This is a genomic window from Streptomyces sp. NPDC044003 (assembly GCF_056435185.1).
On record NZ_JBWKFA010000009.1, the window covers coordinates 80021 to 100700 of the forward strand.

Consider the following 20680-nt stretch of genomic DNA (forward strand, 5'->3'; position numbering starts at 1 on the left):
CGAGCCCTTCCGGCCCGACGTGCACCCCACCCCTCCCCACCCTCCCCGCTCTCCTCAAGGACGGCCCTTCATGGTTACCGCACCGGCCCCGCACGACCTCCCCGTCCGCCGCGAGCACGATCTGCTCGGCGACCGGGACGTCCCCGCCGACGCCTACTGGGGCGTCCACACGCTGCGCGCCACCGAGAACTTCGCCATCACCGGTACGCCCATCTCGGTCTACCCGCTCCTGATCGACGCGCTCGCCGCCGTCAAGGAGGCCGCCGCCCGCGCCAACGAGGAGCTCGGCCTGCTCCCCGCCGACAAGGCCGCCGCCATCGCCGGCGCCTGCCGGGAGATCCGTACGGGACAGCTCCACGACCAGTTCGTCGTGGACGTCGTCCAGGGCGGCGCCGGCACCTCCACCAACATGAACGCCAACGAGGTCGTCGCCAACCGGGCCCTGGAGCTCCTCGGCCACGCCAAGGGCGAGTACAGCCACCTCCACCCCAACGAGGACGTCAACCTCGGCCAGTCCACCAACGACGTCTACCCGACCGCGATCCGCATCGCGGCGATCGGCGCCGCCCGCGAGCTCCTGAAGGCCATGGCCGTCCTCCAGGACGCCTTCGCCGCCAAGGCCCTGGAGTTCCGCGAGGTCGTGAAGATGGGCCGCACCCAGCTCCAGGACGCGGTGCCCATGACGCTGGGCCAGGAGTTCTCCACGTACGCCGTGATGCTGGAGGAGGACCGCGGCCGGCTCGCCGAGGCGATCGAGCTCATCCACGAGATCAACCTCGGGGCCACCGCCATCGGCACCGGCCTCAACGCCGCCCCCGGCTACGCCGAGACGGCCCGCCGCAACCTCGCCGAACTGACCGGCCTGCCGCTCGTGACCTCCGCCAACCTCATCGAGGCCACCCAGGACTGCGGCGCCTTCGTGCAGCTCTCCGGTGTCCTCAAGCGGATCGCGGTCAAGCTCTCCAAGACCTGCAACGACCTGCGGCTGCTCTCCTCGGGACCGCGCGCGGGCCTCGGCGAGATCAACCTGCCGCCGGTGCAGGCCGGTTCCAGCATCATGCCCGGCAAGGTCAACCCGGTGATCCCCGAGGTCGTCAACCAGGTCGCCTTCGAGGTGATCGGCAACGACATCACCATCACCATGGCGGCCGAGGCGGGACAGCTCCAGCTCAACGCCTTCGAGCCGGTCATCTTCCACGCCCTCTCGAAGAGCCTGCTCTCCCTGCGCGCCGCCTGCCTCACCCTGGCCGAGCGCTGCGTCGACGGCATCACCGCCAACACCGAGGCGCTCCGGGCGGCCGTGGAGAACTCCATCGGTCTCGCCACCGCGCTCAACCCGCACCTGGGCTACACCGCCGCCACGGCCATCGCCAAGGAGGCGCTCGCCACCGGCCGAGGAGTCGTCGAACTCACCCTGGAGAAGGGGCTGCTGCCCGCCCACCGCCTCGCCGAGCTCCTCACCCCCGAGCGCCTGACGGGAGCCCCGGGTCCGTCCCCGGCCTGACCCGTCCGCCCGCGGCTCCTCCGGTACGGTGACGGCCCCACACCCGTCCCACCCGGAGGAGCAGGCCCGATGACCTCGAACGCCCGGGCCGGGCACGTCGTCCACCTCGTCCGCGAGGTACTGGGAGACGACGTGCTCGCCGCCTGCCTGCACGGCTCGGCCGTACTCGGCGGTCTCCGGCCGGGCAGCGACATCGACGTCCTGGTGACCGTGCGCCGCCGCACGACCGAGGCCGAACGGCGAGCCCTCGTCGAGTCCCTGCTCGCCGTCTCCGGCGCACGGGCGTACGAAGGGCCCGCCCGGCCCGTCGAACTGAGCATCGTCGTCCACGCCGACATCCGCCCCTGGCGGTATCCGCCCGTCTGCGGGTTCCTCTACGGGGAATGGCTCCGCGACGCGTTCGAGGCGGGCGCGACCCCCGAACCCGGGCCCTGCCCGGACCTCGCACCGCTGATCACCATGGCGCTCACCGGGAACGCCCCGCTCTTCGGCCCGCCGCCGACGGAGGTCTTCGACCCGGTCCCGGAGAGCGATCTGCGCGCCGCGATCGTCGCGGGCGTGCCCGGACTCCTCGCGGACCTCGACGGCGACACCCGCAACGTGCTGCTCACCCTGGCCCGGATCCTGACCACCCTGCGCACCGGCCGGATACGTTCGAAGGACGGGGCGGCGGACCGGCTGCTCGGCGAGCTGCCGGAGGAGCACCGGCCGGTGCTGGTCACCGCACGGGACCAGTATCTGGCGGGGGAGTACGGGGAGTGGGCGGAACTGCTGCCCGCTGCGCTGGCCCACGCCGCGTACGTAGCAGAGGCGATCAAGAGGGCCTCTCCGGCCTGAAGTTACCCGGCAGTTTCTCGTGACTTCCTCAGCGGGCGGTCGTAGAACGTGTTCCCATTCACTCGCGAGTGAGGAAGATCACATGAGTGAACACCCCTTGTCCGCCCAGGGAAATCACAGAGTCAGTCGCCGCCGCTTTCTCGCGGGAACAGGTTCTGTTCTCGGCGCCGCCGCCCTCGCCGGCACGATCACGACCCCCGCCCGCGCCGAGGTTCCCGGCCTGAACTGCACCCCCATCGCCGACGGCTCCCAGGTGCGCGCCCTCGTCATCGGCACCGGCTACGGCGGCTCCGTCGCCGCCCTGCGACTCGCCCGCGCCGGCGTCGACGTCCACATGATCGAGATGGGCATGGCCTGGGACACCCCCGGTCCCGACGGCAAGATCTTCGCCAACACCACCAAGCCCGACTACCGCTCCTTCTGGCTGCGGACCCGCACCAAGCAGCCGCTGAGCCAGTTCCTCGGCTTCCCGCTCGACAAGGACGTGCCGGTGCACACCGGCATCCTCGACGCGGAGGACTTCGCGGGCATCACCGTCTATCAGGGGCGTGGTGTCGGCGGAGGCTCCCTCGTCAACGGCGGCATGGCCGTCACCCCGCTCCGGGAGCGCTTCCCGGCGATCCTCCCCACCGTCGACCCGGCCGAGATGTACTCCACCTACTACCCGCGCGCCAACGCGGGCCTGGGCGTCACCTCGGTGGACGTGAACTGGTGGGAGAGCCAGCCCTGTTACCAGTACGCGCGGGTGGGCCGCAAGCACGCCGAGCGGTCCGGCTTCCCCTTCGTCTTCGTGCCCAACGTCTACGACTGGGACTACATGAAGCAGGAGGCCGCCGGGACGGTCCAGAAGTCCGCCCTGGAGGGTGAGGTCATCTACGGCAACAACGCCGGCAAGAAGAGCCTCCAGAAGACGTACCTCGCCCAGGCCGCCGCCACCGGCCGCGTGAGTGTCTCCCCGCTCCACCGGGTGACCTCGGTCAGCCCGGCGGCCGCGGGCGGCTACACCGTCGTCATCGACCAGATCGACACCACCGGCGCCACCCTCGTCACCAAGACCGTCCGTGCGGACCGGGTCTTCTTCGCCGCGGGCAGCGTCGGCACCAGCAAGCTCCTCACCCGCCTCAGGGCCACCGGCGCCCTGCCCGCCCTCAACGACCGGATAGGCAAGGGCTGGGGCGACAACGGCAACGTCATGTGCGGGCGCGCCAACCACATGTGGGACCCCACCGGCACTCTCCAGTCCTCCATGCCCACCGCGGGCATCGACAACTGGGACGCCGGCGGGGCCTTCGCCGAGGTCGCCCCGCTGCCCACCGGCATCGAGACCTACGCCTCGTTCTACCTCTCCATCACCCGGACCCCGCGCCGCGCCGAGTTCAGCTGGAACCCGGCCACCGGCAAGGTCGACCTGAGCTGGGACCGGGCCTGGAAGCAGACGTCCATCGACATGGCCAAGTCCATCTTCGACAAGATCAACGCCAAGGAGGGCACGATCTACCGCACCGACCTCTTCGGCGCCTACAAGATCTGGGGCGACCACCTCACCTACCACCCGCTCGGCGGCGCGGTCCTGGGGCAGGCCACCGACAACTACGGCCGGCTCCACGGCTACTCCGGCCTCTACGCCATCGACGGATCCCTGATCCCCGGCAACACCAGCGTCAACCCGTTCGTCACCATCACGGCCCTCGCCGAACGCAACATCGAACGGATCATCGCCGAGGACTTCTGACGAGAAGCGGAAGGGCCGGTCGGGGTTCCCGGCCGGCCCTTCCGTACGCCGGCCGGCCGGGGTCCCGGCCGGTCCTTCCGTACGCCGTCCCTCAGTGCGTCGGCAGCACGCACACCGTGTCGAGCCCGAGCACCCGGTTGAGCCGCCCGAACGCCAGCCACGACCCCAGGCTCATCGTCAGCTCCACGATCTCCGCCTGGCTGTACCGCGCCGTCATCCGCGCCCAGAACTCCTCGTCGAGGCCGTGATGGTCGAGCGCGTACCGCTCCGCGTACTCGGCCGCGAGCCGCGTCCGCTCGTCGAAGGCCTCCGAGACCTCCGTCTCGCGCCACGCCGCGACGAGCTCGTCGAAGCCCTCCTCGACCTTCTCCCCGTCCCGGTCGGTACGCCAGTCCAGACAGAAGCCGCAGCCGTTGATCTGCGCGATCCGCAGCCGGGCCGCCTCGAACTCGCGCAGCCCCAGGGTCGTGTGCGCGTACACCGACAGCGAGAAGTTCGCCGCCGCCGTCCCGATCTCCGGGACCATGTCGCCCCACACGTACCCGATCGGCTCCTGGCCCTCGGGAATGTCGATGATCATCGTGGTCTCCTTCCCAGCTTCCCGACCGCCGGCCGCAGCGGCACGTCCAGCGCGTCGTACAGTCCCGGCTCCGCCGCCACCAGCCACTCGATCGCCCCGACGAGCCGGCCGACCGCCGTGGCGTTCCCGCCCGCCGAGCGGTTCTCGCCCTCGTCGGTCGCCGCCACCGTCACCTCGATCCGGGGACTCCCCTCGACGATCACCCGGTGAGCGCCCGCCCCGTCCGGCGGCACCGGCCAGTCCGGCGCGCAGGAGGGGTGGATGCGGGTGACGTGCTCGATCACGATGCGGGGCTCCCCGCCGACGATCCCCTGCACCTCGAAGCGCACCGCGCCCTGCGTCCCCGCCTCGAACACGCCCATCGTCCGCGTCTTGACCGTGGACTCCAGCGGGCGCCGCTCCAGCGTCTCGCGGATCTCGTCGAGCTCGGCCCCGAGCGCCCGGGCCATCAGCCGTATCTGCCCGCCCCAGACCATCGTCGGCACCGAGGGCCACAGCATGGGCGGCTCGTACTCCATCGGCCGGCCCATCCCCACCAGCTCGCGGACCGACTCCTCCTGCTCGTACGTCGAGTAGTCGAAGATCTCCTGACAGCGGATCACGTCCACCGTGGCGGCGAGGCCGCTCACCAGGAGCGGCAGCACGTCGTTGCCCCAGCCCGGGTCGACGCCCGACACGAAGAGCGAACCACCCCCCTCCGCGACCGCCGCGAGCACCGGGTCCCGGAACTCGGGCGGCGCGTTGCGCTGGTCGTACAGCGGATACAGGGCGGGCGTCACCACCACCGCGCCCGCCGCCACCGCCCGCGCCACATCGGCGAGCGCCCCGTCGGGCCGGGTGTCGCCGGAGGCCGCGTACACCACCGCCCCCGGCCGCCCGTCGAGCACCGCGCCGACGTCGTCGCCGGCCACCACCCCGAGATCGTGCCCGAGCCCCGCGAGCCGGCCCGCGTCCCGGCCCACCTTCGCCGGATCGGACACGACCACGGCCACGAGCTCGAGCCCCGGATGGGCGTCCACGGCGCGAATGGCCGCGCGCCCGACATTTCCGGTACCCCACACCACCGTCCGAATCATGCGCGGAGGGTAGCGCCGGGCCCCGAAGGTTCCCAGACCCGCGACGCAATGTTCTGACGGATCGTCAGGAATGCTCTCTCGTCAGGCCAGACGCAGCGCCACGAACGGAATCGTGTCACCGGGCAGGACGTACCGCTCCACCTCCACGAAGCCGCGCGCCAGCGCGAATCGCAGACCCTCCTCGTTCGAGGCGAGGACCACCGTCTCCACGCCCTCGTCGCTCAGCGTCCGCGCGTGCGCGAGCCCCCGCTCGTACAGCGCGGTCCCGAAACCCCGCCCCCGGTACCCGGGCAGCGTCCGCGCGATGACCGTCGCCGCCGGGGTCTCCTCGTCCGGCGGACGCACCGTCGAACACCCCACCGCCACCTCCCCGAGGTACGCGACGTCCAGCCGGTTCCGGCCGGCCCGCTCCCGCACCTCCTCGGGGGACAGCACCGCCGTCGGGATGATCGTGTTGTGGACAGCCCGCCAGTCGGCGAGCTGCTCCTCGGTCCGCGCCCGTTCGATACGAAGATCACTCATCCCCGCAGGAAAGCCGGACCGGCGCGACGGGTCAACCTCTTTCCCGCATCCGCAGCGCGTCCGTCCGGGTGAGCGCGCGGTCGCAGCGGCAGCGCCGCCCACCGAGCGGGTACGGATCGCTGCACTGCCCCCGGCCAGGAGGATGCCGTCCCATGCCCGTCCGCAAGGGCGCCCCCGCGCTGCTGAGCGCCGGCACACTGTGCGCGGCCCTGTTGCTCAGCGGCTGCGCGAGCCCCGCACCGCCCGCACCCGCCGCACCCGCCGCACCCGTCCCGTCGTCCCCGCCGGCCGCGGGCGACAGCCGACCCGCCCCGGGCCCGCCCGGCAGGGCGGCCAACGACCTCGCCTCCGCCCCGGTCCCCGCACCCCGGATCCCCGGCGTCGGCCCCGCCACCCACGCCCTCGTGCCCGACGGCACCACCCAGGTCCTCGTCGCCACCGGCGCCACCGCCGACTCCAACACGGCCACCGTCACCCTCTACGCGCGCGACCGGGCCGGCCGGTGGACCGGGACCGCCGGACCGTGGCCCGCCCACAACGCCCTCCAGGGCTGGACCGACGACCACACCGCCGGCGACCTGCGCTCCCCCATCGGGGTCTTCCGGATCGGCGACGCGGGCGGTCTGCTGCCCGACCCCGGCTCCCGGCTCCCGTACGACCAGGACGAGGAGTTCGCCATCAGCGGCACCGGCCTCTCCGGCGAACCCCTCGAAGGCTCCTTCGACCATGTGATCGCCATCGACTACAACCGGGTGCCCGGCCGCACCCCGCTCGACAAGGAACGCCCGCTCGGCGAGGAGAAGGGCGGCGGCGTCTGGATCCACGTCGACCACGGCGGCCCGACCCAGGCCTGCATCGCCCTGGACCGGGGGGCGCTGCGCGAACTCCTGCGCGCCCTCGACCCGGCCGCGGAACCCGTCGTGGTCATGGGCCCGGCGCCGGTACTCGCCCGCTGACCCCCTGCGCGGCGCCGGGAGTCCACCCGCGATTCCCGGCGCCGTACGGGGTCAGTTCCCGCTGCCCGAGCCGACCGCCCCGCGGAACGAGGCCGTGTGCTCGCGGACCTGCTCCGGCGTCAGATACGCGTCCGTGTACTCGAAGTCCCGCAGCGTCCCCGCCTTCGCGGCCAGGAACCCGGTCCGTACGTAGTCGTCGCCGGCGACCGCGTTGAGCAGCCAGTTCGTCATCACCCGGGTCTTGGCCACATTGGTCCGCAGCGCCGCCCAGTGGTAGCCGCGCGCCACGGCCTGGGCGGGTGCTCCGTGCAGCTCCACGCCGAGCGGCTTCGACACCCCGTCCATCCCGCCCAGGTCCACCACGAGACCCAGGTCCTTGTGCGTGTACGGGTGGGTCCGCTCGCCCCGCAATGTCGACACCAGGTTGTCGGCGACGGCCTTGCCCTGCCGCATCGCGTGCTGCGCGGTCGGCGGGCAGATCGCCCCCTCCTCGCCCTTGGCGAGATCGGGAACCGCCGCCGCGTCCCCGAGCGCCCACACCCCGTCGAGCCCCGGCACGTCCATCTCGGCCGAGACGACGAGCCGGCCCCGGACGGTCTCCGCGCCGAGCGTGCCGATCAGCGGACTCGCGGCCACGCCGGCCGTCCAGATCAGCGTCCGGCTCGGCAGCACCCGCCCGTCCGTGAGCGTCACCCGCTCCTCGTCCACCGAGGCCACCGACACACCCAGCGACACCTCGATGCCGCGCTTCGTCAGGATGTCCATGGCGGCGGAGCCCAGCTTGTCGCCCAGCTCGGGCATCAGCTTCGGAGCGATGTCGACCAGATGCCACTTGATGAGGTCGGGGTCGAGCCGGGGATACCGCTTGACCGCGTTCGCCGTGAGCAGCTGGAGACAGGCAGCCGTCTCCGTACCGGCGTAACCGCCGCCGACCACGACGAACCGCAGCCGCGCGGCCCGCTCCTCGTCGTCGTTGCTCGCATCGGCCAGGTCCAGCTGGGCGATGACGTGGTCCCGGATGTACACGGCCTCCGCGAGCGTCTTCATGCCGCGCGCGTGCTCGGCGAGCCCCGGGATGTCGAAGCTGCGGGTCACGCTGCCGGGCGCGAGGACGAGATGGTCGTACGGCTCCGTCACGTACTCGCCGGAGATCGTCCGCACCACGCAGACCTTCGCCGCCGTGTCGATGCCGACCACACCGCCCGGGACGATCCGGGTCCGGTGCCGCTGGCTGCGCCGCAGCGAGAGCGCGACCGACTGGGGGGTCAGCACGCCCGCGGCCACCTGGGGGAGCAGCGGCAGGTACAGCTGGTACGAGAACGGCGAGAGGAGCGTGATCACCGCCTCCCGTTCCGTGAGGCGCCGTTCGAGCCGCCGCACGCAGCCCACACCGGCGAAACCGGCGCCCACCACGAGAATCCTCGGTCGCGTCACGCTGTCCGCCCTTCCGTAGGAGCGTCGTTTCACCCTTTTTATCGTGGTTGGTGACGTATCGCTCTTCGGGTTACGTTGCCGAAGAAGATCTCAGGGCCCCCCAGGGAAGGCGGAACAGCGCGCATGACGACGTACAAGGTCGGCTACCTCATCGGCAGCCTCTCGGAGAAGTCCATCAACCGGATCCTGTCCCGTGCACTCCTCCGCGTGGCGCCGCCGGGCCTGGAGTTCCAGGAGATCCCGATCAAGGACCTCCCGCTCTACAACCACGACTTCGACGCCGACTACCCGCCCGAGGGCAGGGCGCTCAAGGAGGCCATCGCGGCCGTCGACGCGATCCTCTTCGTGACACCGGAGTACAACCGGTCCATCCCCGGCGCGCTCAAGAACGCCATCGACTGGGCCAGTCGCCCCTGGGGCACGAACTCCTTCACCCACAAGCCGTCCGCCGTCATCGGCGCCTCGCCCGGCAAGATCGGCACCGCCGTCGCCCAGCAGAGCCTCCGGTCGGTGCTCTCCTTCTGCAACTCCCCGCAGATGAACGCCCCGGAGGCGTACATCCAGTTCACCCCGGGGCTGTTCGGCGAGGACGGCGAGGTCACCGATCCGACGACCCAGCAGTTCCTGAGCGACTTCATGGCCGACTTCAAGGCCTTCGTGGAGCGCGTCCTCACCGTCCTGCCACCCCAGCGCTGATACCTCGCGGGCGTCAGAGGACCGCGATCCCCAGCGGCCGCGAGCCGGCCGGAAGCCGGTGGGTGTCGCCCGTGCCGAGGTCGACGACGGTCAGACCGTCCCAGTAACCGTCCCGGGTGAAGCCGCCCGTCACATAGGCGGTGCGGCCGTCCCGGGACACGGCCACGGTCTCGTGCGGGCCCTCCAGCGGGTAGACCCGCTCGGCCCCGCCGGGCGTGCGCACCGTCAGGGAGGGCCCCTCGTCCACGTCCGGGTCGATCGGCCCGGTGCCCACGGTCAGGAGCGTCCCGTCGGCGGTCACGGTCGTGCCGTGCTGATGCGTGTTCGCGGTCATCGGCTCGATCGTCGTCCGGCCCGTCCGGGGGTCGACCACCGCGAGCCGCTCGCCCTCGAAGGGCAGCAGCAGCTTCCCGTCCGAGGGCCGCACGGCCGTGTAGTGCGGCTTGAGCCAGGAACCGAGCCCGCCCTCCGTGCCGTACGGGGCCACCTCGATCCGGCGCGGCTCCAGCGTCCCCGACGCGACGACGGTGACGTCGAAGGAGTCGTGGTTCGTCGCGTACACCTCGGCGCCGTCCTTCGACACGTCCACGTCGAACGGGCGCCGGCCGACCGGGACGACGTCGGTGACCTTCAGCGACACCGTGTCGACGACCTCCAGGGTGCCGTTCCCCCCGGGCACGTTGACCCCCACGTACACCCGCCGACCGTCCGGGGCGAGCGCGATGCCCATGCCGCCGCCCCGGTACTCACCCGTGGTCACCGGCCCGGTGTCCGTGCGGTAGGGAATCAGCGCGAGACGCTCCCGGTGCGCCGTGTCCACGACCGCCACGCCCTCGGCGGTCGCCACCCAGGCCCGGCCGTCCGCGCCGACGACCAGACCGTACGGGGCGGTGCCGACCTTCACGGAACCGGTGGCGCCCCGCGCGGGGTCGACGAAGGTGACCGTGTCGGAGCCGAAGTCCGTGACGAGCAGGGTGCCCGGGGCGACCGTGCCGTCCGGGCCGGGCGTCACGGTGACGGGGCCGCCGGGGGAGGGCGATCCGGCCGTGGGGGAGTTCCCGGCGGGCGTCCTCGTCCCGGTCGCGGACGCCGTCCCCCCGGAGCCCTGGGCGCAGCCCGCGAGCAGCACCACGGCCACCGCGCCGGGCACCAGCACCCGGGCGGCACGGGACGAACGGCGGAACTTCGGCATGACGGACTCCTCGGTACGGCAACCGCGCGGACGGCCCCGCCGGGGGTCCGCGCCCTGCCCCGATCCTCCGCCCGCCTCCGCCCCCGGCCGGTCCGCCGCCCGGCCCCTCCCGGACGGCGGACCGGCCGACACCGGGGTCCACCGATCGGTTGACCCCTGGGGCTCACCCCGTGGAGCTCACCCCTTGAGGGCGTCCAGGAAGCACAACACCCGCTCGGCGCACAGCGCGGCCGCCTCCGGTACGTAGTCCGGCGTACCCCGCTCGGCGAACAGGTGGGCCGTCCCCGGGTACAGGAACAGCTCCCGGTCCCCGGCGTCCGCGACCAGTTCCCGCGCCGCCGCAAGGTCCCCGTCGTCGACGAAGAACGGATCGGCGTCCATGCCGTGCACCTGCACGGGCACGCCCTCGGGCCAGGCCGGGCCGAAGGCGGTCGCCGGCACGCAGGCACTCAACAGCAGGGCGCCCGCGGCGCCGGGCCGCGTCTGCGCCAGCTTCTGCGCGGGCAGCACACCGAGCGAGAACCCGGCGTACACGATCCTCTCGGGAAGCCCCTCGGCCGCCTTCACGCCCCGCGCCGCGATCGTGTCGAAGCCGACCTCCTGGGCGTACCCGACGCCCACCTCCACGTCGCCGAAGGTATGCCCTTCGTACAGATCGGGCACATGCACCGTGTGCCCGGCCCGTCGCAGTCCGTCGGCGAACGCGCCGACCGCCTCGGTCAGCCCGAGCGCGTGGTGGAAGAGCAGTACCTCGGCCATGTCGTCATCCCCTGTGTCACCGTACGAGGCCCGCCCGCGCCGCGGCCCGGGCCACTTCGGAAGGCAGCATGACGCACGCCACTGACAAGGGTGCGGAGGACGAGGTCAGAGCATCGGCCGGTGCGGGACGACGGCGCCCGCCTGACCCACCATGCCCGCGGGTCCGCCGACGCCCATGGGTCCGCCGACGCCCATGGGTCCGCCGACGCCCATGGGACCGACACCACCCATCGGTCCGGTGGCGCCCATCGGAGCGCCCGCACCGGCGTGCGCGACAGCACCCTGCTGCACCGCGGGGATCCCCTGCGGAGGCATCTGGATCACACGGCTCAGATCCCGCAGAACCTCCTCGGCGACCTGACGGACGTCACCGGGAACGTCCCCCCGCTCCCGTATGAGCTCGGCATAGATCGGTGCCGTGCCGTCCGCGTGGTTCATGGGGCTCGCTTCCTGTGACTGCGCCGGATCCGTCACCGACGGGCAGACGGCGAGTCTACGGGGCACCACCGACACGCCCGGGATCGGGAGCCCGGTCGGCACCCCGGCCCGCCCGCCCCGCCGGTGAAATTCGGTGTTCTTCGCGGCTTTCCCGCCCGATCATGGATCATCGAACACACGGGAGGGACCCCATGAGCCAGGCGACCCTGACTCTCCATGACCTGATGCCGTCCGACGAGCTCGCCGCCGCACTCGCCGACGGACACGTCACACGCAAGCACCACCCCGAGCTGCCGCTGTCGATCTACACGTACACGCGCGCGTGCCAGTACGGCCAGGTCTGGAACCGGGCGACCACACGCTGCCGCGGGCTCGTCGCCGACAACGCCACCGGGCGGATCGTCGCGCTCCCCCTCCCCAAGTTCTTCAACCTCTCCGAGCACGCCGGCGGACGCCCCTACGCGCCCCCGCTGCCCGACGAACCCTTCGAGGTCTACGACAAGGTCGACGGCAGCCTCGCCGTCGTCTTCCACTACGCCGGCCGCTGGCACGTCGCCTCCAAGGGCTCCTTCACCAGCGCCCAGGCCACCTGGGCCCAGCGCCGCCTCGACGCCGCCGACACCACCGGCCTGACCCCCGGCGTCACCTACCTCGCCGAGATGCTCTACCCCGGCAACCGGATCGTCGTGAACTACGGCGAGCGCCGCGACCTCGTGCTGCTCGCCGCCTTCGGACCGGACGGCACCGAAGTCCCCCTCGCCGAGGCCGCCGGGGGATGGCAGCCCCTCGGCTCCGTCGTCCGCACCTGGCCCGCCATGGGCGTCGAGGAGCTCGTCGCCCTGACCGAGTCCAACACGCTCCCCGGCGGCCACCGGGCCACCGGCACCGACGCCGAGGGCTTCGTCCTGCGCTTCGCCTCCGGCCTGCGCGCCAAGGCCAAGCTCAGCGAGTACGTGCGCCTGCACAAGGTGCTCACCGGCGTCACCGAGCGGGATATCTGGCGCAGCCACGGCATCCAGCGCTTCGCCGGCCTCCCGGCCGGCGAGCTGGCCAAGGGCCTCGGCTGCTCCGTCACCGACGTCGAGGCGTCCGGCGGCAAGCCCCTCGACGCCCTCCTCGACCAGGTCCCGGACGAGTTCGACGCCTGGGTCCGCGAGGTGATCGACCGGCTGGAGACGGCCGCGGCGGACCGCGAGCGGGACATCGACGAGGCCTTCGACCGCCTCGCCCACCTCGCGGACGACCGGGCGGCCTTCGCCCGCGCCGCCTCGGGCCTCGGCGACCGGGCCCTGCGCGCCCTCCTCTTCCTGCGCCTCGACGGGCGCCCCACCGACCTCCTCGTCTGGCGCCAGCTGCGCCCCGAGGCCACCGACCCCTTCGCCCACGACGAGGAGAACTGAAACCGTGCCTGTCGTCCACCTCATGACCGGCCTCCCGGCCTCCGGGAAGACGACGGCCGCCCGCGCCCTCCAGGCCGCCGCCGAGGGGCGGGTGCGCCGCGTCAACCTCGACGACCTCCGCACCATGCTCGACCTCCCCGCGCCCGAGCGCGGCCGCTCCCACACGCACGAGCAGACCGTGCTCGGGATCCAGGACGCCGCGGTCCGCGCCGCCGTCGACGACGGCTTCGACGTCGTCGTCGACAACACGCACCTGACCCCGCACATCCCCAAGCGCCTCAAGGCGGCCGTCGGCGGCCTGGCCACCTTCGTCGTCCACGACTTCACCGACGTGCCCGCCGACGAGTGCGTCCGCCGCGACGCCGCCCGCGAGCGGCCCGTCGGCGAGGAGATCATCCGCATCCTCGCCGCGAAGCACGCCAAGGCGACCCGGGGCGGCTGGCGCCTCACCGCGGACTGGCTCAACGACCGCCCCACCGTCGGAGAGCCGTACGCGCCGGACCCGGCGCTCCCCACCGCCGTCATGTGCGACATCGACGGCACCCTCGCGCTGCGCGTGGACCGGGGACCGTACGACTTCAGCCGCTGCGACCGCGACCTGATCAACCCCTCCGTGCGGGACGCCCTGCGGGCCTTCCGGCACAGCGAGCGGGACCGGATCGTGCTGCTCTCCGGGCGCAGCGAGGACCACCGCGCCCTCACCGAGAGCTGGCTCGCCCACCACGAGGTGCCCTACGACGAGCTGTGGATGCGCGCCTCCGGCGACGGCCGCGGCGACGACCTCGTGAAGGCGGAGCTCTTCGACGCCCATGTGCGCCACCGGTACGCGGTCCGGGTCTCCCTGGACGACCGCGACCGGGTCGTCGCCCTCTGGCGCCGGATGGGCCTGCCCACCTGGCAGGTCAACTACGGCGCCTTCTGACCCGGTCCCGGGCCGTACGGGCCCGGCGGCGCGGGCTTCCCGGCCGTGCGGCGCCGGGGGTGGGACCGCCCACCCCCGGCGCCGTGTCAGGATCGTGGGATGGTGGAGAAGATCATCGCGGCGTGCGACGGCGCGTCGAAGGGAAACCCCGGCCCCGCGGCCTGGGCATGGGTCATCGGCCGCGCCGACGGAGCGATCGACCGCTGGGAGGCGGGCCCCCTCGGCCGGGCGACCAACAACGTGGCCGAACTCACGGCCCTGGAGCGCCTCCTGGAGGTCCTCGACCCGGCCGTGCCCGCCGAGGTCCGCATGGACTCGCAGTACGCCATGAAGGCCGTCACGACCTGGCTGCCCGGCTGGCGCCGCAAGGGCTGGAAGACCGCCGCCGGCACCCCGGTCGCCAACAAGGACCTGGTCGTGCGGATCGACGCGCTGCTCACCGGCCGGGACGTCGATTTCGTGTACGTCCCCGCGCACCAGGTCGACGGCGACCCCCTCAACGACGCCGCCGACCGCGCGGCCAGCCATTCCGCCCGTACGCAGGAGCCGCTGGCCTCCGCCGGCGGGGCCGAACTGCCCCCGGCCGAGCCCGCATCGCGCGCCTCCACGCCCCGGGCGCGCTCCTCTGCGCCCCGTACGGGCTCCGCGGGCGCGGGAGGCGGATCAGCCCGCAGGAGTCGCCCGTCCGGCGGCACCCTCAACGCGAAATTCCCGGGCCGCTGCCGCTGTGGCCGCGCCTACGACAAGGGCGAGACCATCGCGAAGAACTCCGACGGCTGGGGCCATCCCACCTGCGTCTGAACCGTGGGGCCGTCCGACTGGCGGGCGGCCCCGTCCGGCCCGTGAGACCGTCCGGCCCGGGCGCACGGCAGGCTTCACCCTCGCGTGGACGCAGGTTCTCCCGGGGTTCTGTTCTCGGAGCGGTTGTGGCTGCATACTGATCCTCCTCGCACCCGGTGACGAACCGTTTTACCTGCTCATTTGTCGTTCTCACGACACCTCCGGCACCGGGCGAGAACCCCCTCCTGCTGCCGCCGCGGCTACCCCGCGGCGGGAGTCGTCCCTGCCCGTGAAAGACCCGAGGTTCCGTGCCAGTACCTGTTCTCCTGACCGGGCGCTCCGTGCGCCTGGAGCCGCTGGCGATGCGGCACGCCGAAGCCCTCGCCCGGGCCGGCGGGGCGGACCGATCGGCCTACGCCTTCACCCCCGTACCCGACGGCCTCGAATCGGCCCTCGACTACATCGCCCGCGCCCTCACCGATCAGGCGGCAGGCCGTTGCCTGCCCTTCGCCCTGGTCGGTACGGCCGACGAGCGAGTGATCGGCTCGACCCGCTTCCTCGAACTCGACTACTGGCGGGGCCCGCTGATCTGGCCGCCCGTCCCCGGCATGCCCCACGGCGATCCGCTGACCGCCGTCCCGGACGCCGCCGAGATCGGGAACACCTGGATCGCCGGCGACGCCCGGGGTACAGGCATCAACACCGAGGCCAAGTACCTCATGCTCCGGCATGCCTTCGAGGTCTGGGGCGTCCGCCGCATCACCATGCGCGCCGACGCCCGCAACACCCGCTCCAGAATCGCCATCGAGCGCCTCGGAGCGACCTGCGAGGGCATTCGGCGCGCCCACTCCCGCGGCCTCGACGGCGCCGTCCGGGACACGGCCTTCTACTCGATCCTCGACGAGGAATGGCCCACCGTCCGGGACATCATCGAGCTGCGCCTCTCCACCCCCCGGCAGGTGCGCATCCCGCAGGACCTGCTCCCGGCCTGACCGGCCCGCGGCCGGCCCCGCTCTGTCGACCGGAGCGGGGCTGCGCCCTCCGGCGACTCGTGGTGACCTCGTGAACACACCCTGTGAAGAGCGAGGTACGCGCGATGCGCACGAACCCGACCGTCCGCCGCAGGACCGGCGCCACCGCCCTCACGCTCCTGACGGCTCTCCTCACCGCCGCGCCGGCCGCCGCCGTGTCCGGCGACATCGACACCGGCACCGTCCTCGTGGACGACTTCGACCTCAGCCGGACCGACACGTTCACCGCACGCCTCGAAGGCTGCCTCCCCGCCGACCTCCTCGGCACCGCCACCGTCACCGAACACTCCGTCGGCCGTCTCGCAAGATCGAATCCCGTGACGAGCGCACCATCCATGCCCCCGACGGCACCCCCATCGGCACCCTCTCCATCCAGGAGACCTACGACGTCGTCTTCACCGATGCCAACGGCAACGGCGAGCCCGACCCCGGTGAGATCACCACGGAACACCACCGCTTCCGCCTCACCTGCGGTTGAACCGGCGCTCGCGCCCCCGTCCCACCGGTGGTTCCATGGAGGTGACGGGAAGGACTCGGTGTGAGGACGCGGAGTAGCGGCCGTCACAGGACCGCGCACCGTGCAATCAGGATCCGCGAGAAGTGGATGAGTCCTTCCCGCCCCTCCCAGGGTCCGTACGTGAGTCCCGCCCGGTTCAGCCCGCGCCCACCGGAAGCGGCCCCACCCGGGACTCCAGCCGGACCGGAAGGTCGGCCCCGAGCACCACGTGCTCCGCCAGATCGGGCGCTCCGCCCCCACCGTCTCGGCGCTGACCCCCGATCCGAACACACCCCCCCTGTACTCCGTCGTACGAACCGGTCCACACCACCTTGCACTGCTTCTGATCCGCCATACCCGCAGGACAACAGCCCGTCGCTGGTGTTCGAACAGATCGCGCCGCATGCCGCGCGCGCCCGGTACGGTGGCCGGGACAACGAAGTCGTGCCACCCGAAGGGACCGAGTGATCGTGCCGACCGGAACTCCCGACGTGCTCCTCCGGACGGAGGGCCGGGCCGGGTTCATCACCCTGAACCGGCCCCGTGCCATCAACGCGCTCACCCACGCCATGGTCCTCGCCGTCGACGGCGCGCTCACCGCGTGGGAGCACGATCCGGCCGTCACCACCGTCGTCGTCGAAGGCGCCGGGGAGCGCGGCCTGTGCGCCGGCGGCGACATCCGCGCCATCCACGACGACGCGCGCACTGGAGGCTCCGCCTCCGCGGCGTTCTGGCGGGACGAGTACCGGCTCAACGCCCGTATCTCCCGCTACCCGAAGCCCTACGTCGCCCTCATGGACGGCATCGTGATGGGCGGTGGCGTCGGCGTCTCCGCGCACGGCTCCGTCCGCGTCGTCACCGAACGCTCCCGGGTCGCCATGCCCGAGACCGGCATCGGCTTCGTCCCCGACGTCGGCGGTACGTATCTCCTCGGCCGCGCCCCCGGCGAGCTCGGCGCCCACCTCGCCCTCACCGGCGGCCACGTCGGCGCCGCCGACGCGATCATGACGGGCCTCGCCGACGCCTTCGTACCCTCGACCGAACTCCCCGCCCTGGTCCGTGATCTGACGGACCTGCCGGCCGGTGAGGCGCTCGCCCGCCACGCCGTGGCGCCCCCGGAGGGCGTCCTCGCCGAACAGCGGGAGTGGATCGACGGCTGCTACACCGCCCCGACCGTCGAGGAGATCGTCGAGCGCCTCTTCGACACCGGTGTGCCCGCCGCCAAGGAGACGGCCGAGACCCTCCTCGCGAGGTCCCCGGCCGCCCTCAAGGCGACCCTGGCCACCCTCCGCCGCTCCCGCGCCCTCCCCGGCCTCGAGGAGGTCCTCGACCTGGAGTACCGCGTCTCGTGCGCGGCCCTCACCACGCCCGACCTCGTCGAGGGCATCCGCGCCCAGGTCGTCGACAAGGACCGGAACCCGCGCTGGACCCCGGCCACGCTCGCCGAGGTCACGGAGGCCGACGTCGCCCGCTACTTCGCGGTGCCGGACGGGGGCGACCTCGGTCTGGCCGCCGCCCTCGTCTCCCGGGACGGCGGCGCGTGACCACGGCGGCGACCTTCCAGCCCGTCCTGGACCGCATCGCCGAGGAAGTCGCGGAACTCACCGAGCGGGGCACCCCGGCCGACTACATCCCGGCCCTCGCGGCGGGCGACCCGCGCGACTTCGGCATGGCTGTGGCGGAACTCGACGGCACGGTCTACGGGGTGGGGGACTGGCGGCGCCCCTTCTCCACCCAGTCCGTCACCAAGGTCTTCACCCTCGCGCTCGCCCTCGCCGGAGAGGGCGAGACGCTCTGGGCCCATGTCGGCCGGGAACCCTCCGGCGACCCGTTCAACTCCCTCGTCCAGCTGGAGTACGAACACGGCATCCCGCGCAACCCGTTCATCAACGCGGGCGCCCTCGTCGTCACCGACCGGCTGCACCGCCTGACCGGCGACGCCTCCGGAAGCCTGCTCGACTTCCTGCGCGCCGAGAGCGGCAACCCGGACCTGGCCTTCGACGCCGGCGTCGCCGCCTCCGAAGCGGCCCACGGCGACCGGAACGCGGCTCTGGCCCACTTCATGGCCTCCTACGGCAACATCACGGGGCCCGTCCCCGACCTGCTGCGCGAGTACTTCCGCCAGTGCTCCCTGGAGGCCTCCTGCGCCGACCTGGCCCTCGCCACCGGCTTCCTGGCCCGGCACGGACTCCGCGCCGACGGCAGCCGCCTGCTGACCCGCAGTCAGGCCAAGCAGGTCAACGCGGTCATGCTCACCTGCGGCACCTACGACGCGGCCGGCGACTTCGCCTACCGCGTCGGGCTGCCCGGCAAGAGCGGCGTCGGCGGAGCGGTCGTCGCCGTCGTCCCGGGGCGCTGCACCCTGTGCGTCTGGAGCCCGGGCCTGGACAGCAGGGGCAACTCGGTGGCGGGCGTGACCGCCCTCGACCGCTTCACGACCATCACGGGCCTGTCGGTGTTCTGACCCGGCCTCAAGCGGCGAGCCGCCGGCACCGGCCGTCAGTGGGGCCAGTCCGGCGCCGGGTCCTGGTCGAGGAGCGGTCGGAGGGCCCCCACGACCGCTCCGACGCACACGTCGCGCAGCTCGGTGCGCGTACAGGTCTCGTGGGTCAGCCAGTCCACGCACAGCACCTGCACGAAGACCAGCCAGCTCTTCAGGACGCCCGACACGGCCTCCCGCGTCGGGTCGTCGGCGAGCGGCAGTACGCCGAGCAACCGCTCGCGCAGGGCGTCGAGTTCGCCGTTGACGATCGTCTGGACGAGGCGGTCGCCGGCCAGGACGCGGTTCGCCGCGAGAACGGTGTTGCGGTTCTCCGCGAAGTACTCGATGTGTGTGTCGAGGCCCTGCACCAGCTGTTCGACGAGGGTGTCGGCGGGGTCGAACCGTGTGTTCGCGAGCAGCTGCTCGGAGACCTCCTGGTAGAGCGCGGCGAAGAGGTCGCGCTTGTTGGGGAAGTGCTGGTAGAGCAGGGCGCGGGAGACTCCGGCCCGCTCGGCGACCTCTTCCATCAGCACCTCGTCGTACGGCAGCGCCGCGAAGAGCCGGGCGGCGACCTCCAGGAGCTGGGCGCGGCGTTCGGAGGGGCTGAGGCGTTTACGGGGAGGCACCCCGCCAGCTTACTTGACATGTGCCCAGTAAGGGGTCGTACGCTGACACACGCACCACTACTAGATGCGTGTCTACTTGATGGGGGTCGCGGACATGAGCAGAGCCAAGGCACTTCGGGGGCTCGCCCTGACCATGGGGTACGCGTGCGTGGCCATCGGACTCCTCCACGTCCTGCTCGGCAACGCCTCGATCCCCGGTGCCGCCTCGGCCGGTGCGACCGTCGACAGCCTCGGCCGGTTCTTCGGCGCGATCTTCGCCGGCTACGGACTCGCCTGGCTCTGGGCGGCGCGGCAGTCGCCGATCCCCGCCGCGGCCGTGCGCGGGCTCACCGCCGTGTTCCTCCTGGGGGCGCTCGGCCGTCTCCTCTCCCTCGCCGTCGAAGGGCGGCCGCACTGGTTCCAGCTGGCGCTGGCCGCCCTCGAACTGGCCCTGTCCCCGCTGCTGTTCTGGCTGGCGGAAGCGGACGCGGAGGCGCGAGCCGTCTGACGGAGGCCCTGGAATCAGCCGGACGTACCCCCGCCGACGAGAGCCGCCGGTTCCCCCAGGGCCCCGGCCGCCGTCCGCCAGGCCTCGGTCACGGCGCCGTGCGCCAGCTCCGTCGCGGCGGCCACGTCGTCGGGCAGGTGCAGCGCGGTACCGATGTGGACGTGCAGGCCCGGCCGGCGGACGGGCGCGGTGAGCACTCCAGCGAGCTGCTTCGCCCGCCCGCCCGAGGTGATCCGCCGTGCCCCCGCCTGGCCGATCGGCACGACCGGCGCACCCGTCGCCCGCGCGAGCCGCGCCAGTCCGGTGCGGAACATCTCCGGCGGGTTCTCGGCGGCGTCCCGGCGCGGGGGGATGCGCCCCTCCGCGTACAGCATCACGTGCCGCCCCGAGGCGAGCGCGACGGCCGCGTGGTCCAGGGCCGCCGCGGCCCGCGCCGAATTGCGGTGGACGGGCACATGACCCTCGCGCGTCAGCGCCCGGCCGAGCAGCGGCACCCGCCAGAGCCCCGAGGTGGCGAGCAGGACGGGCTCGACGGCCAGCCGTCTGCGGAGCGCGGCGAGCACGAGCGCGGGGTCGGCGAGCGACGTGTGGTTCACGACGAGGATGCTGCCCGGCTCGACACGGGCCCCGGGGTCCGAGGTGACGGTCAGCCGTCCGAAGAACGGGACGACGTGGGCGGCGAGACGGCTGAGCACGGAAGGCCCCCTGAAGTCGAGGCGGAACGGTGACG

General features: G+C 72.7%; 21 protein-coding genes. 12 read left to right on the top strand and 9 right to left on the bottom strand.

Annotated features, from left to right (window positions below):
• The first annotated feature begins 70 nt into the window (after positions 1–70).
• The 3 genes from aspA (at position 71) to AC07AW_RS30605 (ending at position 4073) form a co-directional block, all read left to right on the top strand.
• The gene (gene aspA / locus AC07AW_RS30595) at positions 71–1504 is read left to right on the top strand and encodes an aspartate ammonia-lyase (protein ID WP_478818693.1); all 1434 of its coding nucleotides are present in this window, start codon (positions 71–73) and stop codon (positions 1502–1504) included.
• Between the two features lie 69 nt (positions 1505–1573).
• The gene (locus tag AC07AW_RS30600; RefSeq protein WP_478818694.1) at positions 1574–2341 is read left to right on the top strand and encodes an aminoglycoside adenylyltransferase family protein; all 768 of its coding nucleotides are present in this window, start codon (positions 1574–1576) and stop codon (positions 2339–2341) included.
• Positions 2342–2423: 82 nt separating this feature from the next.
• Positions 2424–4073 carry a GMC oxidoreductase gene (locus AC07AW_RS30605; protein WP_478818695.1) on the top strand — a complete coding sequence of 550 codons (1650 nt, stop codon included), beginning with the start codon at positions 2424–2426 and terminating at the stop codon, positions 4071–4073.
• A gap of 91 nt (positions 4074–4164) precedes the next feature.
• Here the strand turns inward: AC07AW_RS30605 and AC07AW_RS30610 are convergent, their stop codons facing one another.
• The 3 genes from AC07AW_RS30610 to AC07AW_RS30620 form a co-directional block, all read right to left on the bottom strand.
• Positions 4165–4653 carry a carboxymuconolactone decarboxylase family protein gene (locus AC07AW_RS30610; RefSeq protein WP_351182333.1) on the bottom strand — a complete coding sequence of 163 codons (489 nt, stop codon included), beginning with the start codon at positions 4651–4653 and terminating at the stop codon, positions 4165–4167.
• Entirely contained in the window at positions 4650–5729 is a 1080-nt protein-coding gene (locus tag AC07AW_RS30615) for an NAD(P)H-dependent amine dehydrogenase family protein (protein ID WP_478818696.1), read from the bottom strand. The genes AC07AW_RS30610 and AC07AW_RS30615 overlap by 4 nt, the downstream gene beginning before the upstream one ends.
• A gap of 81 nt (positions 5730–5810) precedes the next feature.
• A complete protein-coding gene (locus AC07AW_RS30620; RefSeq protein WP_478818697.1) occupies positions 5811–6251 on the bottom strand; it encodes a GNAT family N-acetyltransferase in 441 nt (146 codons plus the stop codon).
• Positions 6252–6403: 152 nt separating this feature from the next.
• Here AC07AW_RS30620 and AC07AW_RS30625 point away from each other — a divergent pair, with 152 nt between their 5' ends.
• On the top strand, positions 6404–7207 hold the full coding sequence (locus AC07AW_RS30625; RefSeq protein WP_478818698.1) for a hypothetical protein: 804 nt from the start codon (positions 6404–6406) through the stop codon (positions 7205–7207).
• A 51-nt stretch (positions 7208–7258) separates the two neighbouring features.
• Here the strand turns inward: AC07AW_RS30625 and AC07AW_RS30630 are convergent, their stop codons facing one another.
• Positions 7259–8641 carry an NAD(P)/FAD-dependent oxidoreductase gene (locus AC07AW_RS30630; protein WP_478818699.1) on the bottom strand — a complete coding sequence of 461 codons (1383 nt, stop codon included), beginning with the start codon at positions 8639–8641 and terminating at the stop codon, positions 7259–7261.
• Positions 8642–8764: 123 nt separating this feature from the next.
• Here AC07AW_RS30630 and AC07AW_RS30635 point away from each other — a divergent pair, with 123 nt between their 5' ends.
• Positions 8765–9337, top strand: a complete 573-nt coding sequence (locus AC07AW_RS30635) for an NADPH-dependent FMN reductase (RefSeq protein ID WP_478818700.1) — start codon at positions 8765–8767, stop codon at positions 9335–9337.
• Between the two features lie 13 nt (positions 9338–9350).
• Here AC07AW_RS30635 and AC07AW_RS30640 read toward each other — a convergent pair whose 3' ends face one another.
• From AC07AW_RS30640 to AC07AW_RS30650, 3 genes are all read right to left on the bottom strand, one after another.
• A complete protein-coding gene (locus AC07AW_RS30640; protein ID WP_478818701.1) occupies positions 9351–10529 on the bottom strand; it encodes a YncE family protein in 1179 nt (392 codons plus the stop codon).
• 177 nt (positions 10530–10706) lie between these two features.
• Complete coding sequence (locus AC07AW_RS30645) at positions 10707–11288, bottom strand: dienelactone hydrolase family protein (protein WP_478818702.1); 582 nt, start codon at positions 11286–11288, stop codon at positions 10707–10709.
• Between the two features lie 105 nt (positions 11289–11393).
• Positions 11394–11726 carry a hypothetical protein gene (locus AC07AW_RS30650; protein WP_478818703.1) on the bottom strand — a complete coding sequence of 111 codons (333 nt, stop codon included), beginning with the start codon at positions 11724–11726 and terminating at the stop codon, positions 11394–11396.
• A gap of 191 nt (positions 11727–11917) precedes the next feature.
• Between AC07AW_RS30650 and AC07AW_RS30655 the strand changes: the two genes are divergently transcribed.
• The 6 genes from AC07AW_RS30655 (at position 11918) to AC07AW_RS30680 (ending at position 18819) form a co-directional block, all read left to right on the top strand.
• Complete coding sequence (locus tag AC07AW_RS30655; protein WP_478818704.1) at positions 11918–13126, top strand: RNA ligase; 1209 nt, start codon at positions 11918–11920, stop codon at positions 13124–13126.
• A gap of 4 nt (positions 13127–13130) precedes the next feature.
• Entirely contained in the window at positions 13131–14048 is a 918-nt protein-coding gene (locus AC07AW_RS30660) for a phosphatase domain-containing protein (RefSeq protein WP_478818705.1), read from the top strand.
• A gap of 99 nt (positions 14049–14147) precedes the next feature.
• Positions 14148–14849 carry a ribonuclease H family protein gene (locus AC07AW_RS30665; protein ID WP_478818706.1) on the top strand — a complete coding sequence of 234 codons (702 nt, stop codon included), beginning with the start codon at positions 14148–14150 and terminating at the stop codon, positions 14847–14849.
• 287 nt (positions 14850–15136) lie between these two features.
• Positions 15137–15820, top strand: coding sequence for a GNAT family N-acetyltransferase (locus tag AC07AW_RS30670; RefSeq protein ID WP_478818707.1), 684 nt, complete (start codon positions 15137–15139; stop codon positions 15818–15820).
• 999 nt (positions 15821–16819) lie between these two features.
• On the top strand, positions 16820–17899 hold the full coding sequence (locus tag AC07AW_RS30675) for an enoyl-CoA hydratase/isomerase family protein (protein ID WP_478818708.1): 1080 nt from the start codon (positions 16820–16822) through the stop codon (positions 17897–17899).
• Complete coding sequence (locus AC07AW_RS30680; RefSeq protein ID WP_478818709.1) at positions 17896–18819, top strand: glutaminase; 924 nt, start codon at positions 17896–17898, stop codon at positions 18817–18819. Before AC07AW_RS30675 ends, AC07AW_RS30680 begins: the two co-directional genes overlap by 4 nt.
• Before the next feature lie 35 nt (positions 18820–18854).
• On the opposite strand, the gene AC07AW_RS30685 is transcribed toward AC07AW_RS30680, so the two are convergent.
• Positions 18855–19463: a TetR/AcrR family transcriptional regulator gene (locus AC07AW_RS30685; RefSeq protein WP_478818710.1), complete on the bottom strand. Its 609-nt coding sequence runs from the start codon at positions 19461–19463 to the stop codon at positions 18855–18857.
• 94 nt (positions 19464–19557) lie between these two features.
• On the opposite strand from AC07AW_RS30685, the gene AC07AW_RS30690 reads away from it, so the two are divergent.
• Positions 19558–19950: a DUF4345 domain-containing protein gene (locus AC07AW_RS30690; RefSeq protein WP_478818711.1), complete on the top strand. Its 393-nt coding sequence runs from the start codon at positions 19558–19560 to the stop codon at positions 19948–19950.
• A 14-nt stretch (positions 19951–19964) separates the two neighbouring features.
• On the opposite strand, the gene AC07AW_RS30695 is transcribed toward AC07AW_RS30690, so the two are convergent.
• On the bottom strand, positions 19965–20645 hold the full coding sequence (locus AC07AW_RS30695; protein WP_478818712.1) for a lysophospholipid acyltransferase family protein: 681 nt from the start codon (positions 20643–20645) through the stop codon (positions 19965–19967).
• Between the last annotated feature and the right edge of the window lie 35 nt (positions 20646–20680).

Excerpts from the sequence above, each read along its gene's own strand:
- aspA (WP_478818693.1), top strand. The coding sequence starts at position 71 with ATGGTTACCGCACCGGCCCCGCACGACCTCCCCGTCCGCCGCGAGCAC.
- AC07AW_RS30600 (WP_478818694.1), top strand. The coding sequence starts at position 1,574 with ATGACCTCGAACGCCCGGGCCGGGCACGTCGTCCACCTCGTCCGCGAG.
- AC07AW_RS30605 (WP_478818695.1), top strand. The coding sequence starts at position 2,424 with ATGAGTGAACACCCCTTGTCCGCCCAGGGAAATCACAGAGTCAGTCGC.
- AC07AW_RS30610 (WP_351182333.1), bottom strand. The coding sequence starts at position 4,653 with ATGATCATCGACATTCCCGAGGGCCAGGAGCCGATCGGGTACGTGTGG.
- AC07AW_RS30615 (WP_478818696.1), bottom strand. The coding sequence starts at position 5,729 with ATGATTCGGACGGTGGTGTGGGGTACCGGAAATGTCGGGCGCGCGGCC.
- AC07AW_RS30620 (WP_478818697.1), bottom strand. The coding sequence starts at position 6,251 with ATGAGTGATCTTCGTATCGAACGGGCGCGGACCGAGGAGCAGCTCGCC.
- AC07AW_RS30625 (WP_478818698.1), top strand. The coding sequence starts at position 6,404 with ATGCCCGTCCGCAAGGGCGCCCCCGCGCTGCTGAGCGCCGGCACACTG.
- AC07AW_RS30635 (WP_478818700.1), top strand. The coding sequence starts at position 8,765 with ATGACGACGTACAAGGTCGGCTACCTCATCGGCAGCCTCTCGGAGAAG.
- AC07AW_RS30640 (WP_478818701.1), bottom strand. The coding sequence starts at position 10,529 with ATGCCGAAGTTCCGCCGTTCGTCCCGTGCCGCCCGGGTGCTGGTGCCC.
- AC07AW_RS30645 (WP_478818702.1), bottom strand. The coding sequence starts at position 11,288 with ATGGCCGAGGTACTGCTCTTCCACCACGCGCTCGGGCTGACCGAGGCG.
- AC07AW_RS30650 (WP_478818703.1), bottom strand. The coding sequence starts at position 11,726 with ATGAACCACGCGGACGGCACGGCACCGATCTATGCCGAGCTCATACGG.
- AC07AW_RS30655 (WP_478818704.1), top strand. The coding sequence starts at position 11,918 with ATGAGCCAGGCGACCCTGACTCTCCATGACCTGATGCCGTCCGACGAG.
- AC07AW_RS30665 (WP_478818706.1), top strand. The coding sequence starts at position 14,148 with ATGGTGGAGAAGATCATCGCGGCGTGCGACGGCGCGTCGAAGGGAAAC.
- AC07AW_RS30690 (WP_478818711.1), top strand. The coding sequence starts at position 19,558 with ATGAGCAGAGCCAAGGCACTTCGGGGGCTCGCCCTGACCATGGGGTAC.